This is a genomic window from Solibacillus sp. FSL K6-1126, from assembly GCF_038003445.1.
GTDB classification, from domain to species: domain Bacteria; phylum Bacillota; class Bacilli; order Bacillales_A; family Planococcaceae; genus Solibacillus; species Solibacillus silvestris.
Genome location: NZ_JBBOPD010000001.1, coordinates 1,418,530 through 1,431,416, shown reverse-complemented (window position 1 = coordinate 1,431,416; position 12,887 = coordinate 1,418,530). Strand labels below are relative to the sequence as shown.

Here is a 12,887-nt window from a genome sequence, read left to right as displayed (position 1 = left end):
TCCGCAACAAATAAGGAACTTGAAAATAAGTACTGCAAAGCACGGCATTTTCAAAAAAATGACGACCGTACCTTCACCTTCTCCCATCCAGACTATACTGTCGGCTTTGGAATCGCACCAAATCCTGCACACAAAAGTGGCTCGCGGGCTCGAAAAGTTTGACATAACTTCCTCCAAGTAAATGGTCAGAGGTTATCACTTTTATTACCGCCGGTCGGGAGTTACACCCTGCCCCGAAGATGAATCAATATGAAATTATGTAACAATTACCTTGCTACAATTCTTATTATATATAAAAAAAAGGAATTGTAAAGCCCATTGCTTACAATTCCTAGTAAATTAATTTGGATTATTGAAATTCATAATGGATACGATTTGCAGCTATCGGCTTCTCCACTGGTTTTGTGAAATCAAAACCGCCCCATTGTTCCTGTACAATATTTTCGAATTTGACTTGTTTATCAAAACTTGCCGCTGTCATTATTAACCCTTCAATCATTCGCATTGCTTGTGCAGGCTCGTAATTCTCCAAGTTTAAAGGCTCTTCAAATGTAATCGTAACGACTGATTCAGCGTCTTCAACTTTTAAATATACACCTGGCAATATAACCGTTCTATATATATCGTTCGCTTCCACCGTCATATTTTTGATTGCTTCTTCGACATTTGTAAAGCTCATTCGGAAATTCGGACTTAAATATACCGCCCCATTGCGCATCTGATACATAAAATAATTATATTGAGCGTTCTCATCGTTTAATAGAAACGGCTCATTTACATCGCCAATATGATCGAAGTAAATTGGTTTTCCGGAGATATTTTCTATTTGCACTTCCGTATATGCATCACTGAAAGTATCGACAAGTGAACCAAGATAATTCGATAAGGAAGCTGTTCCTGCATCATATTGGTGACCTTCCGGCAATATGTGAACAAGCGTGTTCCCTTCTTCTCGCAATTCACCCTTGTAAGGATGATATTCATTAAACCCGAGCGACTGTTCATCAAGCAACGGACTGAATGTATTATAAAGTTCCAGCTTTGACGGATTTTCTGTACCTGTTTTTTCGGCAACAACTTCATTTGGAATCAATATGCTCACTGGTACGCTTTCTGCATCATCCCCTGAAAGACCAATTTCTAATAATGTGTTGTCGGCAAGCTCATTTTCATAAACTAACGTTTGCTCCGGTTGAGCTTCCGTCGTAAAACTATTAATCATGGAGCGCTCATGTTGTGTAGACGCATCTTCTTTTGCACTCATCGTCATATTTTCTTCCGTTTCTGGAGTCTGAATGTCAAATGTTTCATTTTGCATTGTGACGGACTCATTATTCCCTATAAATTGTGCGCTGATTAAAACAATAATAAATATTGATGCAATCGAAACGAATAACGGTGCCCAACGGATTCCTTTTTGATTGTTTTGCTGTATATGAGGCGGATCTTCATTAAATGCTCCATCATCCTTTAATCGATTAAATACCTCATCTTTTGAACGATGATCGGTTACTTTCGGTGCTTTTTTCAGAAAAAGTTCAATCTCTTTTTCATCCCAATGCTCCTTTTTCATAATGGATTCGCCTCCCTTCCTTCTTGCGCTTCCAATAGCAGCCGCAGATTCTTTAAAGCACGGTGCTGTGTCGTTTTAACTTTGCCGGGCGTCCACCCTAAAATTTCAGCTGTTTCCTGGATGGACAGTTCTTGAATAAATCGCATAATAATAACCATTTTCTGATCTCCTGAACATTCTTCCAATGCAACCAATAATTGATGGAGCTGATCATTTAATTCGGTAAATTGTTCAGGTGAAGGGATTGGGCTTACGAGTTGCTCTGTCTCCCAATCAAATGCTGTAAATGCATGCTTATCACGTACTTGTTTTTTTCTGAAATAATCGATCGCTACATTTTTTGCTATTGAAAACAGCCAGGTTTTTTCAGAGCTTTTCCCTTCGAAACGGTCGTATGATTTTAATACACGAACATACACTTCATGGGCAAGATCCTCAGCTGTGGTACGGTCTTTTACTAAGTAGAACAAAAAATTAAAAACATCCTGATGATACGTATCGTATAATCGATGGAAAATGGATTGCTGCACCCATCCCACCTCCATTCACGTAATTTGTCGTTTTCGAAACAAAAAAGTTACAATAATCATCCGTTTATAAACGAACTAGTCATTTAAAAAGAAAAGTTTATCACTTTGAGCGATTCAAAATGATAAACTTTTTTATACTCATTATTCCATTACCCCATTTTTTTAAGGTAATGGCAAGTAAAATGTAAAGGTTGTACCTTGCTGTTCGACACTATCAACAGAAATTCTTCCGTTATGTGCTTCCACAATATTTTTCGTAATGGCCAGACCTAAGCCCGTTCCGCCTTTTGAGCGAGTACGTGCTTTATCAGCTTTGTAGAACCGTTCGAATACATATGGCAAATCATCTTGAGGAATGCCTTGCCCTGTATCTTTCACTTGAATTTTTGCGTAATTTTGCTCATTTATCATAGAAACAGTCACGGATCCATCGGCTGGTGTATGGCGAATCGCATTATCAATTAAGTTCGTTAACACTTGCTCGATGCGGTCCTCATCAATCGAAATAAGCGTTTCGTCCGAAAAGTCTGTTTCAATCTGCAGTTGCACATGGTTTTCTTTCGCTGTTTGGTCAAACTTATGTGTCATTCTTTCAATAACTGTAACTAATGGTACTTCTTCCTTATACAGGGTCATATGTCCCGATTCCATCCGCGCCAAGTCAAGTAAATCTGTTACAAGACGACTCATACGCTGTGATTCATCATATATTACACGGATCATATCTATACGTTCTTCCTCTGTTGTCACAACCCCATCAATAATCGCCTCTGAATAGCCTTGAAGCATCGCGATTGGTGTTCGAAGTTCATGTGAAACATTGGCGATAAAATCCGATTTCAGCTTTTCCAGTTTTGTTTCCTCGGTTTTATCTCGTATAACAGCGACTGCCCCACGAATGGAGTCCCTGCTGTACAGCGGACTAATCGTTATACTGTAATAGGATTTGCCCATTTCAAACTCTTCGTCCAGCTGATCTTCAAAATTCAATACATGATCAAGCATTTGATAAAGTTCATCAGGTATCGGCTTGGAGCTGTCCAATCCTTTTTCGACGAACCATTTTTGCAGTAGTCGCTCTGCAGGAGGATTGCTCACTAAAATCGTTTTATCACGATTAAATGTAATAACGGAATCGGTCATCGATGTTAAAATACTCGATAATTGTTCTTTTTCCTGGTTGATCACTTCCAAATGATGCTTCAATTGGCGGCCCATCTGGTTAAACGCAACGGCAAGCTGACCAATTTCATCATTTTGCTTCGTTTCAATTTTAGAATCGAAACGTCCCTTCGCCAATTCGAATGCATGCTCTCTCATTTTACGCAATGGAAGCGTTATTTTAGAAGATAGGAAAAATGCAAAAATTGTCGTCAATATAAATGCGATGGCTGCAGCTATAACAACAATTTTTGTTGTTTCATTACTTGTCTGGTGTAACGCATCGGGATTTTTGTATATAAAAACGGCCCCATGTAAGTCTTCAACACTTTTCAGCGGGAAACCTAATACAATATAATTGGTGTCGCTCGCATCTTCTTCCCGATTTGAAGGCAACTTCAGTTCCTCTACTATCGGCTCTGATGATGCATATACTTCTTCAAATGCATTACTGCTTATTATTTTTTGCTGAATTTCTTCTTTATTGATTCCTTCTTGTCTTGCATACAATATTTCATCTGAATTTTTGGCGATAAGTACATTTGTTGTTTCCGTTAATAATTCCGAAATAATCGCAAACTGCTTATCATCGATTTCTTCCTCATCGATAATGCTCGCAATAGCTGCAGCTGTTTGCCTTAATGAAGCCTCGGACTGCTCGTTATGATAGTTTTCAAGAAACTCCAACATGAAAATGGTGAATATAAACAGGACAAATGAAACGAGAAGCAAAATGGTTCCCCATAGCTTCCCGACAATACTTGTTGCTATTCTAATCATTTACGACCTCGAATTTATAGCCTACTCCCCAAACCGTTACAATCATTTTCGCTGCATTTTCAGAGACACGGTTCAGTTTTTCACGCAGGCGCTTTACATGTGTATCAACTGTGCGCAGATCACCAAAGAAATCATAATGCCAAACTTCTTTTAATAATTGCTCACGGTCGAAAACTTTATCGGGTGATTTCGCCAAAAAGTACAATAATTCGTATTCTTTCGGTGTTAAATTTACTTCCGTTCCATCTGCTGTCACACGATGTGCATCATGATCAATTGTTAAATGCGGGAACACAACTAGATCTTTAGATGATGAAGAATTTGAAACAGGTGAAAATACTGCTGAACGACGTAATATTGCTTTTACACGCAACACGACTTCTCGCGGACTAAATGGTTTCACAATATAATCATCCGCACCAAGCTCAAATCCTTGTACACGGTTTGCTTCTTCACCTTTTGCCGTCAACAATATAATAGGCGTTGTTTTCTTTTCGCGCAGTTCAGCACAAACTTCCAAACCATCTTTTTCAGGCATCATAATATCCAACAAAATACAATGATAATCTTTTTCAAGTGCCATCGAAAGTGCTTGTTCTCCATTTTCCGCTTCTTCTACTAAATAGCCCTCACGCTCTAAATACATTTTTAACAAACGACGAATTCGATCCTCGTCATCCACTATCAACACAGAAATATTTTCAGACACTGGTGTTGCCCCTTTCAAAACTCTATTTCTCTTCTCTATTGTACCTTTTTAGTGAACGATTGAAAAGAAAAGCCCAATCATTGTGATTGAACTTTTCGAACTTTATGACTGTTTATTAATTATTTTGTATAGAATTGGAAACTATTATAATTGCTTTAACGATAGGTTAAAAAGCAGTTATTGTCACATTATGCATAAGAGTGTAATCCTGCAATAACAAGATTTACAACGACTAAATTGAATAAGATGATTAGAAAACCAATTACCGTTAGCCAAGCACTCTTTTTTCCTTCCCAGCCTTTTGACAGACGCAGGTGTAAAAATGCTGCATAGAACAGCCATGTAATAAGGGCCCATACTTCTTTCGGATCCCAGCCCCAAAATCGTCCCCATGCTTCCTGTGCCCAGATCATCGCAAAAATAAGCGCGCCTAATGTAAAAATCGGAAAAGCAATTAAAATCGAACGGTAGGCAATTTCGTCCATCAGCGTCGAGTTCACCCGTTTAACTAATGGCTGAAACATTTTCGCTATCTTTCTTCTAAAGATTAGTCGAATGAGTATATAAATAATTGTACCGAATAGAGCAGACCAAAAAACAGTTGTGAGTTTCCGTGCATCGATCAATGCCGGTAACTCAAATATCGGTGTCATACGGTCTTCAGACAGCTCCACATACTCATTCATACCGAAAATAGCCGGCATCAAATACGTTGAAGTACTGACCTGATCCAATGTATCAACGTATTCATACTTCGCTTCATAATCCATTGCATTAAATGTAACCGTTGCCGCAACGAATCCTACAACTAATACACAGCAGAACATGACTGCTTCCAGCCAAAAACTTTCTTTTGAGCGCTCGTCCATATTCACATTTCTCAGCAAATAAATAAGTCCTGCTACCGCACTAATCCCAAAAATCGATTGCCCTAACGCTGCAGTTGTAACATGGATCGTCAGCCAATGACTTTGCAGTGACGGTACTAATGGACTTACCTCTGTCGGGAACATAGAGGCATATGCAATAATCAATAATGCAATTGGTAAAGCAATAACCCCTAATGCTGCAACTTTATACGTAAAGTAAATAACGATAAACGATAGAACGATGAACATACCGAATGCTGTCGTAAATTCAAACATATTACTAACCGGTGCATGTCCTGTATAAATCCAACGTGTAATAAAATAACCTAACTGCGCAACAAAACCGATAATTGTAACAACAAGGGCAATTTTCCCGTATTTATCTGCCCGAGCTGCTGCTGTGTCATTTTTTACTTTAATTGCGCCTGCAAATAAAAATGTCCCTACCAAATAACTAATAAATGCCGCATACAGTAAATAACCGCTTAAATCGATTAAACTCATAAGGTTTTACCATCCTTTTCTGTTTCAACATGTTCGTTGTTTTCTATTTCCTGTTGATCTACGTATTGTGGTAAATGAGCATGCTTCGTTAATGCATCTAAATCCTTTTTCATACTAAACCAGTTTTTATTCGTATGTGCTGCCATGCGTATTGTTCCATCCGTCAACTGTTCAATCCATATGCGGCGATGATTCCAATAGGAACCGATTACAACACCAATCATAAAGATAATGCCCCCTACAATTAAAATAGGGATTGTCCGGTCATAACGGATCGTTAAACCCGACATATGTCGCGTTTCCACATTCGAAAACTTCATTTTATAAATATTGTCACCCTCTGGCTCCAGTGTTTGCTGGATCGCAACAAAGCTTGTCTCCCCATCTGGTGTTTCAGGGGTAGTCATTTTAAAAATAAATGCCGGATTATTCGGTGTTTGGGTAGCAGTTTGTGGTACACCATCTTCAAAACCTGAAAAGTCCGGATAAAAACCCATTAATTCGACCTGTGCGCCATTTTCGAGCGTATATACTTCCTGTGGGTTCGTTAAATCAATGCTTAATTGGCCTAGCGATTGTTCTGTTTCCTTATTGATTAAATCAAAAACCATTGTTTTAATCTCATTTAATCGGAAATCCATCTGATAAAATGCATAGCCCTCATGCTTGAGCGGATGGTTTACCTGAATTCCGTATTGCTTCACTTTTTCCAGGTTTTCCGCCTGTCCTGGTACGCTATTTTCCTGCTGTTTATACAATGTCACGTCTGTCTGGTAATTTTTTGCGACTACATTGACCCCTTGTTTGATCTGCTCGCCTTGCGGAACATTATCGTAAGTCTCCAAAATAAATTTATCATTCTTCAGGAAATACCCGTCCATACCCGGTACAGCACGTGTCTCGCCTTCACGAAGCCACATCGATTCATCAACGTACATGCCCGGGACTAAATGGAGCATGACCCCAATTAAAAAGACAATTAATCCAACATGGTTTACATAGGCACCATAGCGCGAAAAACGTCCACGTTCCGCTAAGATGGAATCATCCTCACGTCGGACATTGTATTTCAATGTTTTTAAAGATTGTTCAACGAGCTGAAGTGTTTGATCGGGCGTTTCAGTTGGTTTCCCCTCACCAATAATTCGCTGACGCTTCATAAAGTTTGAATGTCGTTTAACTCGTTGGTTTTTTAAAGATTTATGTAATGGAATACCTCTATCTATACTTGCAATAATAATGGACACGCCTAACATTAATACAAGTAATTGGAACCATAAGGATGAATAAAGATCCGATAAACCTAACGCGTAGTATATTTCACCGAACCATCCATAAACATCCGAATAGTACTTTTCCTTCTCAGCGTCTGTCGCTACGCTTATGTAAAACTCCTGAGGCAGGATTGTACCAATTGATGCTGCTATTAAATTGATAATAATGAGCGTAATTCCGACTTTCACACTTGAGAAAAAATTCCAAATCTTATCAATAATTGACTTGTTATAAGTTTTTGAACGTATGGCTGTCCCTTCGTACCGCATATCTGCAATTTTTTTGCTTTTTTCTTCTGCGGATAATGGAGAACCGCATTTTTGGCAGAGCGTTGTACCTTCAGGATTTTCATGCCCGCATTCACAAAGTAGTTTATTCATTGCGTAAAAACTCCTATTCCGGCTTGATTGACTCCATATATTGCACAATTTCCTTCTCGGTCATTTCTCCAGTAATAATACGGTCTATTGTACCGTCGGGTTTAATGAAAATTGATGTAGGCAGGGGTCCAATATTATAGGCAGTGAAAACACTTTTCGTTTTATCGATCGCAACCGGGAACGTCATCCCCATATTCGCCACATATTTTTTCACTTCAAATTCAGACTGTGCGAAGTTAACGGCAATAATTTGAACATCCTGGCCCTTAAATTCCGCATATTGACGCGTCATTGCAGGGAATTCTCGTTCACACGGCTCACACCATGTACCCCAGAAATTCAGTACGACACCCTTTCCCTCGTAGTCTTTCAATCTATGTTTTTCCCCTTGTAAATCTACTACTTCAAAATCAGGCGCCTGTGCCCCGGCTTGTACAATATTTATTTTATCTTTCGTTACGGCAGCGTAAACTGTATATCCGATTGCGATTGCTAAAATGGTTAAAATGATGCCGCGAGTCACAGAACGTTGTTTCTTTTTTTCCAAATAAAAAACCCCCTTCCACTTCAGCAAGTACTGTTGCCTATTATAGCAAATTATTACAAAATTTAAATTCTTTTCTTTCAGAAGGGTTTATGCATATCATAAACAATTAATTGTTATAATCAACTTTACCTGTCTCCGCTAATACACGAAGTAGTTTTACTTCATGTTTAGTCAGCTGACGGTATTCTCCTGGACTAAGACCTGTTAAATCCAAAAATGCAAAGCGCTCGCGTTTTAATTTCACGACAGGTGTACCGATTGCTTCAAACATACGGCGGACTTGGCGATTTCGCCCTTCATGGATCGTAATCTCACAAATTGCTTTACCGGCATTCTCATCAAAGCTAGTCATGCTTACTTTTGCAGGAGCCGTTTTACCGTCCTCCAGCTTAATCCCGCTTTGCAGTTTCATTAAACCTTGCTTTGTAGGAATTCCTTTAACACGCGCAATATACGTTTTGTCGATTTTGAATTTCGGATGCGTCATTAAGTTTGAAAACTCGCCGTCATTCGTTAAAAGCAATAACCCTGTCGTATCATAATCTAAACGCCCTACCGGGAAAATACGCTGATGAACATGTTTCTTAAAAATGTCTGTAACCGTTTTTCGCCCTTTATCATCAGTAACTGCCGAAATATAGGCACGTGGTTTATATAGTAAGAAATATACTTTATCTTCTTTTTCAAGCTTTACGCCTTCTACTTCAATCGTGTCCGAGTTGGATACTTTTGTTCCAAGCTCTTTTACTACGACTCCATTTACTTTTACTTTACCTTCTACGATTAATTGCTCTGCTTTACGTCGTGATGCAACGCCTGCATAGGCAATCACTTTTTGTAATCTTTCCATAAGTTCACCTCATTGATTGATAAACTGCAAAGACGCATACTTCTTCAGCATTCGCCTTTGCACTTTTCGTTTACTGCTCTGTTAAATTTTAAATATCATTGCTGCAATCCACAATTACGAGCGAAAATAAATCCTTAACGAATAAAAATTATGTCATACTTTCAGAACTTAATCAATTATGCCTTGGTGTAATCGCGTCCGGACTGGGCTATGAGGCTCACAGGATGTGGGTCAGTCAGCTGTTGTCGCATGATGCGACGCTTTTAAGCTGGCTTCCTTTTTTAGAACTCCTTTTCGAATCCATGACATCCACCGGAGGCTTAACTTCAATCCTGAAGTTAAAGATATTTCACTTTTCGGATTATTTTACTGTAACAAGTTTTGATGATACGAGCATTTCATCTGCATATAAAAGCCAAACCCCTCGATTTGACCCTTTCAGCCGTGAAACTTTAACAATATGCTCAAAATTCGGCCGTTCTTTCTTATGAAGCAGCATTTGGAACGGTTCATCTAACTCGATGGCCAATCCATTCGCATTATACTTCCCTTTTTTCACAATCGTTTGTTGCTCAAAATTATTGTCGATAAAATCCGCCAAGTTACGGTGGATATTCCAATCATTTCCTTCATTAATAGTAACGACAACAAATGATTTTTGTTCCCGTTCAAAGAAAGTTGCCAATGTTCGTCCAGCCACTTTTGTGTAGCCTGTTTTTCCTGCAATGGCGCCTATCTTTTCATGCATAAGTCGATGTTTATTTTTCCACTGCCTGCCATCCGAAAAATTTTGAGTAGATGCAATTTTTCTGAATTGTGGATTCATCATCGCAATTTGCAGCATTTTTGCCGTATCGTAGGCAGAGGATAGATGGGCCTCATTGTGCAGCCCTGTAGGATTTGTAAAAGTTGTTTCATGCAATTGATAAAGCTCGGCCTTTTCGTTCATAAGCTGAACAAAACCTTCTACAGATCCGCCAATATGCTCTGCCAGCGCAGTAGCGGCATCATTCCCTGATTGCATCATTAAACCATGAAGCAAGTAATCAATCGTATATGTCTCGTTTTCCAGTAAATAAATCGATGAGCCTTCCACAAGTGAGGCTTCCTTCGAAATAACCACTTCATCGGTAAGCTCACTATTTTCCAAAACAACTAGGGCAGTCCAGATTTTTGTGAGGCTGGCGATCGGAAGGCGTGCATGTTCATTCACGCCCATTAATGTCCGCCCATTTTCCGCGTCGATAACAACATAGCTATTAGACGCCGCCTGAATTTGTGACGAACCACTCAAAAATACGAACATTACAACAATAGAAACAAACCACTTTTTCAACAGGCCACTCCTTTAATTTTGGTTAAATGTTTCCTGGAACTTCGTTAAAAATAAATCTGTCGGCTGATCATCTTCCTGATCGACTTCTTCCGGTAACGGCGGCAATTCTTTAATGTTTTTTAACCCAAAATAATTCAGAAATTCTTTTGTCGTCCCATATAAGATTGCCCGTCCTGTTCCTTCCGCTCTGCCAACTTCCTGTACAAGCGCCCTTGAAACAAGTGTTGCAATCGGACGTTCGCTTTTCACCCCGCGCAGATCTTCCACTTCCGCGCGCGTAATCGGCTGCTTATACGCTATAATTGCCAGAACCTCTAATGAAGCAGCGGTTAATACTTGATTTGTCGGGTTTTCAATTAATTTTTTTAACGTGTCGGTTACTTCCGGTTTTGTTGTTAACTGATATGTACCGGCAAGTTGTTTTAATGTAATCCCCCGCATTTCCTCCTCATTGTAATGAGACAGGAGTTCGCTTAATCCTGCTTCAATATCCATTGGCTCTACTTCTATATATTGTGCCAGTTGTTTAACGGTCATACCTTCATCACCAGCTACGAATAACAGTGCTTCAATTCGGCTCAGTAAGTTGTTCGTATTCATCATTGATCTCCTCCTTTGTCAATAATACGGATAAATCATCGAAGTTATTTTGTTGTTCGACAAAAATCACTTGGCGCTTCATTAATTCCAGTAATGTTAAAAACGTCAAAACAAGCATTGGCTTATCCTCTGCTTCAAACAATTGCGAGAACATCACTCTTCCGCCTGCATTTTTTAAAATGCTTACAACGGAACGCATTTGTTCCTTCACTGAAATTTCCTGTCTTGCGATGCGCGTTGACAACGGTTTTTTTAATTGTTTACGACGCATTAGTTTTTGAAACGCACTTAACATATCGTAAACATTTACATTTTGATCAAAAAGCGCTAATTGTTCTTCCGGCATAAATTCCGACAAGTCCGCTGGCGCTTTCGTGAACACTTGCCCACGTTCTGTTTCCAATTCCTGAAGTTGGACAGCTGCTTCTTTATATTTTTTATATTCGATTAAACGTGCAACAAGCTCTTCCCGTGGATCGACCTCATCAATTTCGAGCTCCTCTGCATCGATTTCATTTTCATTAATCGGAATGAGCATACGGCTTTTAATCGCCAATAATGTTGCGGCCATTACTAAATATTCGCTCGCTTCATTCAGTTCCAATGTTTGCATCGCATGGATGTGATCAATATACTGTTCCGTTAATTCCGCCATTGGAATATCATATATATCAATTTCCAAACGATGAATTAAATGCAATAATAAATCTAGTGGCCCACTAAAGGCGTCTAGTTTCACTTCGTAAGACATAAAATACCACCTATCGTTAATCGGAAATTATCATTAGCATCTAATTCGCGCTATGATTAATTTTACGTTTTGCTAGTTACTTTATTCGTCAAAATTCAACAAAATATAGCAGAACCTATTTAATTAGTATAGAGGAAAGGGGACAACAATGCATCCTTTGTTTCATCCACTATTTATCGATTATTGCGCCTATTTCAACGGCAATAATGACTATTTTGAATGCCATGAAGTTTTAGAAGAATATTGGAAGGAAATTGCACCAAAAGAAAAGCTTCATCCGCTAGTAGGCTATGTCCAGCTTGCGACAGGTATGTACCATTGGCGACGGTCAAACGTAACTGGCGCTGCACGCATAATAGAGAAAGCCATTCTTAATTTTGAGCTCAATCGCAATAGTGAATTTTTCGAGTTTATTGATTTAAAACAACTGCTCCTGATAATGAAAAATCAGCACCGAAAAATACAGGAAAATGAACCATTTAAACATTTCAAACTCCCTATTACAGATCGGCAGCTGCAAGAAAAAGTGCAACAGAGAATAAAGGCGATTCCTCTTATGGATTCACACTTTCTATTCAATAAACATATGCTTCGGGACCGGACGGAAATACTTGAAGCACGAGAATTAAAAAAAAGAAGTCGACAGTAAATTAGTCGACTTCTTTTAATATAGGTATACATTTTTGGACAAATGCACTTGTATCTTCATTTGCTTGAATATGCTCATATCCCATACTCCGCAGTTCATGTAACATTTTCAATGCGACACCTTCACCGCGATACGATGGAATGACTGTAATATGTTGAACGACTGCAGTATCTTTTTCTTCTGCAATCCCTATAGCCCCTACATATTCTTCGCCATTTTTCCATAAGAAGAGTGTCCAATTTTCTTTTTGTTCATATTGTTGAATGGTTTCCATTAAGCGTTTAATGTCTTTTTCCTGTGGCATTAACGAAATTAATCCCATTGCAATTTTTTCAAGTGCTTTTTTATATCGAACTAACATTTTACATTCCCT

General features: G+C 38.8%; 13 protein-coding genes and 1 riboswitch. Of the genes, 1 reads left to right on the top strand and 12 read right to left on the bottom strand.

Annotation, left to right across the window (positions count from 1 at the left end; genetic code table 11):
- Positions 1 to 71: 71 nt before the first annotated feature.
- Positions 72 to 245: riboswitch (FMN riboswitch) on the bottom strand.
- Positions 246 to 349: 104 nt separating this feature from the next.
- The 11 genes from MHH44_RS06870 to MHH44_RS06820 form a co-directional block, all read right to left on the bottom strand.
- A complete protein-coding gene (locus MHH44_RS06870; protein ID WP_340798125.1) occupies positions 350 to 1,573 on the bottom strand; it encodes a hypothetical protein in 1,224 nt (407 codons plus the stop codon).
- Positions 1,570 to 2,103, bottom strand: a complete 534-nt coding sequence (locus MHH44_RS06865; protein WP_340798124.1) for an RNA polymerase sigma factor SigX — start codon at positions 2,101 to 2,103, stop codon at positions 1,570 to 1,572. The genes MHH44_RS06870 and MHH44_RS06865 overlap by 4 nt, the downstream gene beginning before the upstream one ends.
- A gap of 162 nt (positions 2,104 to 2,265) precedes the next feature.
- A complete protein-coding gene (locus MHH44_RS06860) occupies positions 2,266 to 4,044 on the bottom strand; it encodes an ATP-binding protein (protein ID WP_340798123.1) in 1,779 nt (592 codons plus the stop codon).
- On the bottom strand, positions 4,037 to 4,753 hold the full coding sequence (locus MHH44_RS06855; RefSeq protein WP_014824342.1) for a response regulator transcription factor: 717 nt from the start codon (positions 4,751 to 4,753) through the stop codon (positions 4,037 to 4,039). Before MHH44_RS06855 ends, MHH44_RS06860 begins: the two co-directional genes overlap by 8 nt.
- Positions 4,754 to 4,941: 188 nt before the next feature.
- Entirely contained in the window at positions 4,942 to 6,126 is a 1,185-nt protein-coding gene (gene ccsB, locus MHH44_RS06850) for a c-type cytochrome biogenesis protein CcsB (RefSeq protein WP_008408105.1), read from the bottom strand.
- Positions 6,123 to 7,781, bottom strand: coding sequence for a cytochrome c biogenesis protein ResB (locus MHH44_RS06845; protein ID WP_340798122.1), 1,659 nt, complete (start codon positions 7,779 to 7,781; stop codon positions 6,123 to 6,125). The genes ccsB and MHH44_RS06845 overlap by 4 nt, the downstream gene beginning before the upstream one ends.
- 13 nt (positions 7,782 to 7,794) lie before the next feature.
- Positions 7,795 to 8,328, bottom strand: coding sequence for a thiol-disulfide oxidoreductase ResA (gene resA / locus MHH44_RS06840; RefSeq protein ID WP_008408103.1), 534 nt, complete (start codon positions 8,326 to 8,328; stop codon positions 7,795 to 7,797).
- 106 nt (positions 8,329 to 8,434) lie between these two features.
- Positions 8,435 to 9,178: a pseudouridine synthase gene (locus MHH44_RS06835; RefSeq protein WP_008408102.1), complete on the bottom strand. Its 744-nt coding sequence runs from the start codon at positions 9,176 to 9,178 to the stop codon at positions 8,435 to 8,437.
- A gap of 361 nt (positions 9,179 to 9,539) precedes the next feature.
- Complete coding sequence (locus MHH44_RS06830; RefSeq protein ID WP_008408099.1) at positions 9,540 to 10,514, bottom strand: D-alanyl-D-alanine carboxypeptidase family protein; 975 nt, start codon at positions 10,512 to 10,514, stop codon at positions 9,540 to 9,542.
- Positions 10,515 to 10,526: 12 nt separating this feature from the next.
- Positions 10,527 to 11,117 carry an SMC-Scp complex subunit ScpB gene (gene scpB, locus MHH44_RS06825; RefSeq protein ID WP_014824346.1) on the bottom strand — a complete coding sequence of 197 codons (591 nt, stop codon included), beginning with the start codon at positions 11,115 to 11,117 and terminating at the stop codon, positions 10,527 to 10,529.
- Positions 11,083 to 11,865 (bottom strand): segregation/condensation protein A, encoded by a 783-nt coding sequence (locus MHH44_RS06820; RefSeq protein ID WP_008408096.1) that lies wholly within the window; start codon positions 11,863 to 11,865, stop codon positions 11,083 to 11,085. The genes scpB and MHH44_RS06820 overlap by 35 nt, the downstream gene beginning before the upstream one ends.
- Before the next feature lie 148 nt (positions 11,866 to 12,013).
- Between MHH44_RS06820 and MHH44_RS06815 the strand changes: the two genes are divergently transcribed.
- Complete coding sequence (locus tag MHH44_RS06815; protein WP_340798121.1) at positions 12,014 to 12,514, top strand: DUF309 domain-containing protein; 501 nt, start codon at positions 12,014 to 12,016, stop codon at positions 12,512 to 12,514.
- 1 nt (position 12,515) lies between these two features.
- Here the strand turns inward: MHH44_RS06815 and MHH44_RS06810 are convergent, their stop codons facing one another.
- Positions 12,516 to 12,875, bottom strand: a complete 360-nt coding sequence (locus MHH44_RS06810; protein WP_340798120.1) for a GNAT family N-acetyltransferase — start codon at positions 12,873 to 12,875, stop codon at positions 12,516 to 12,518.
- Between the last annotated feature and the right edge of the window lie 12 nt (positions 12,876 to 12,887).

Coding starts and splice junctions, on each gene's coding strand:
- MHH44_RS06815 (WP_340798121.1), top strand. CDS start 12,014: ATGCATCCTTTGTTTCATCCACTATTTATCGATTATTGCGCCTATTTC.
- MHH44_RS06870 (WP_340798125.1), bottom strand. CDS start 1,573: ATGAAAAAGGAGCATTGGGATGAAAAAGAGATTGAACTTTTTCTGAAA.
- MHH44_RS06845 (WP_340798122.1), bottom strand. CDS start 7,781: ATGAATAAACTACTTTGTGAATGCGGGCATGAAAATCCTGAAGGTACA.
- ccsB (WP_008408105.1), bottom strand. CDS start 6,126: ATGAGTTTAATCGATTTAAGCGGTTATTTACTGTATGCGGCATTTATT.
- scpB (WP_014824346.1), bottom strand. CDS start 11,117: ATGATGAATACGAACAACTTACTGAGCCGAATTGAAGCACTGTTATTC.
- MHH44_RS06860 (WP_340798123.1), bottom strand. CDS start 4,044: ATGATTAGAATAGCAACAAGTATTGTCGGGAAGCTATGGGGAACCATT.
- MHH44_RS06835 (WP_008408102.1), bottom strand. CDS start 9,178: ATGGAAAGATTACAAAAAGTGATTGCCTATGCAGGCGTTGCATCACGA.
- MHH44_RS06820 (WP_008408096.1), bottom strand. CDS start 11,865: ATGTCTTACGAAGTGAAACTAGACGCCTTTAGTGGGCCACTAGATTTA.
- MHH44_RS06810 (WP_340798120.1), bottom strand. CDS start 12,875: ATGTTAGTTCGATATAAAAAAGCACTTGAAAAAATTGCAATGGGATTA.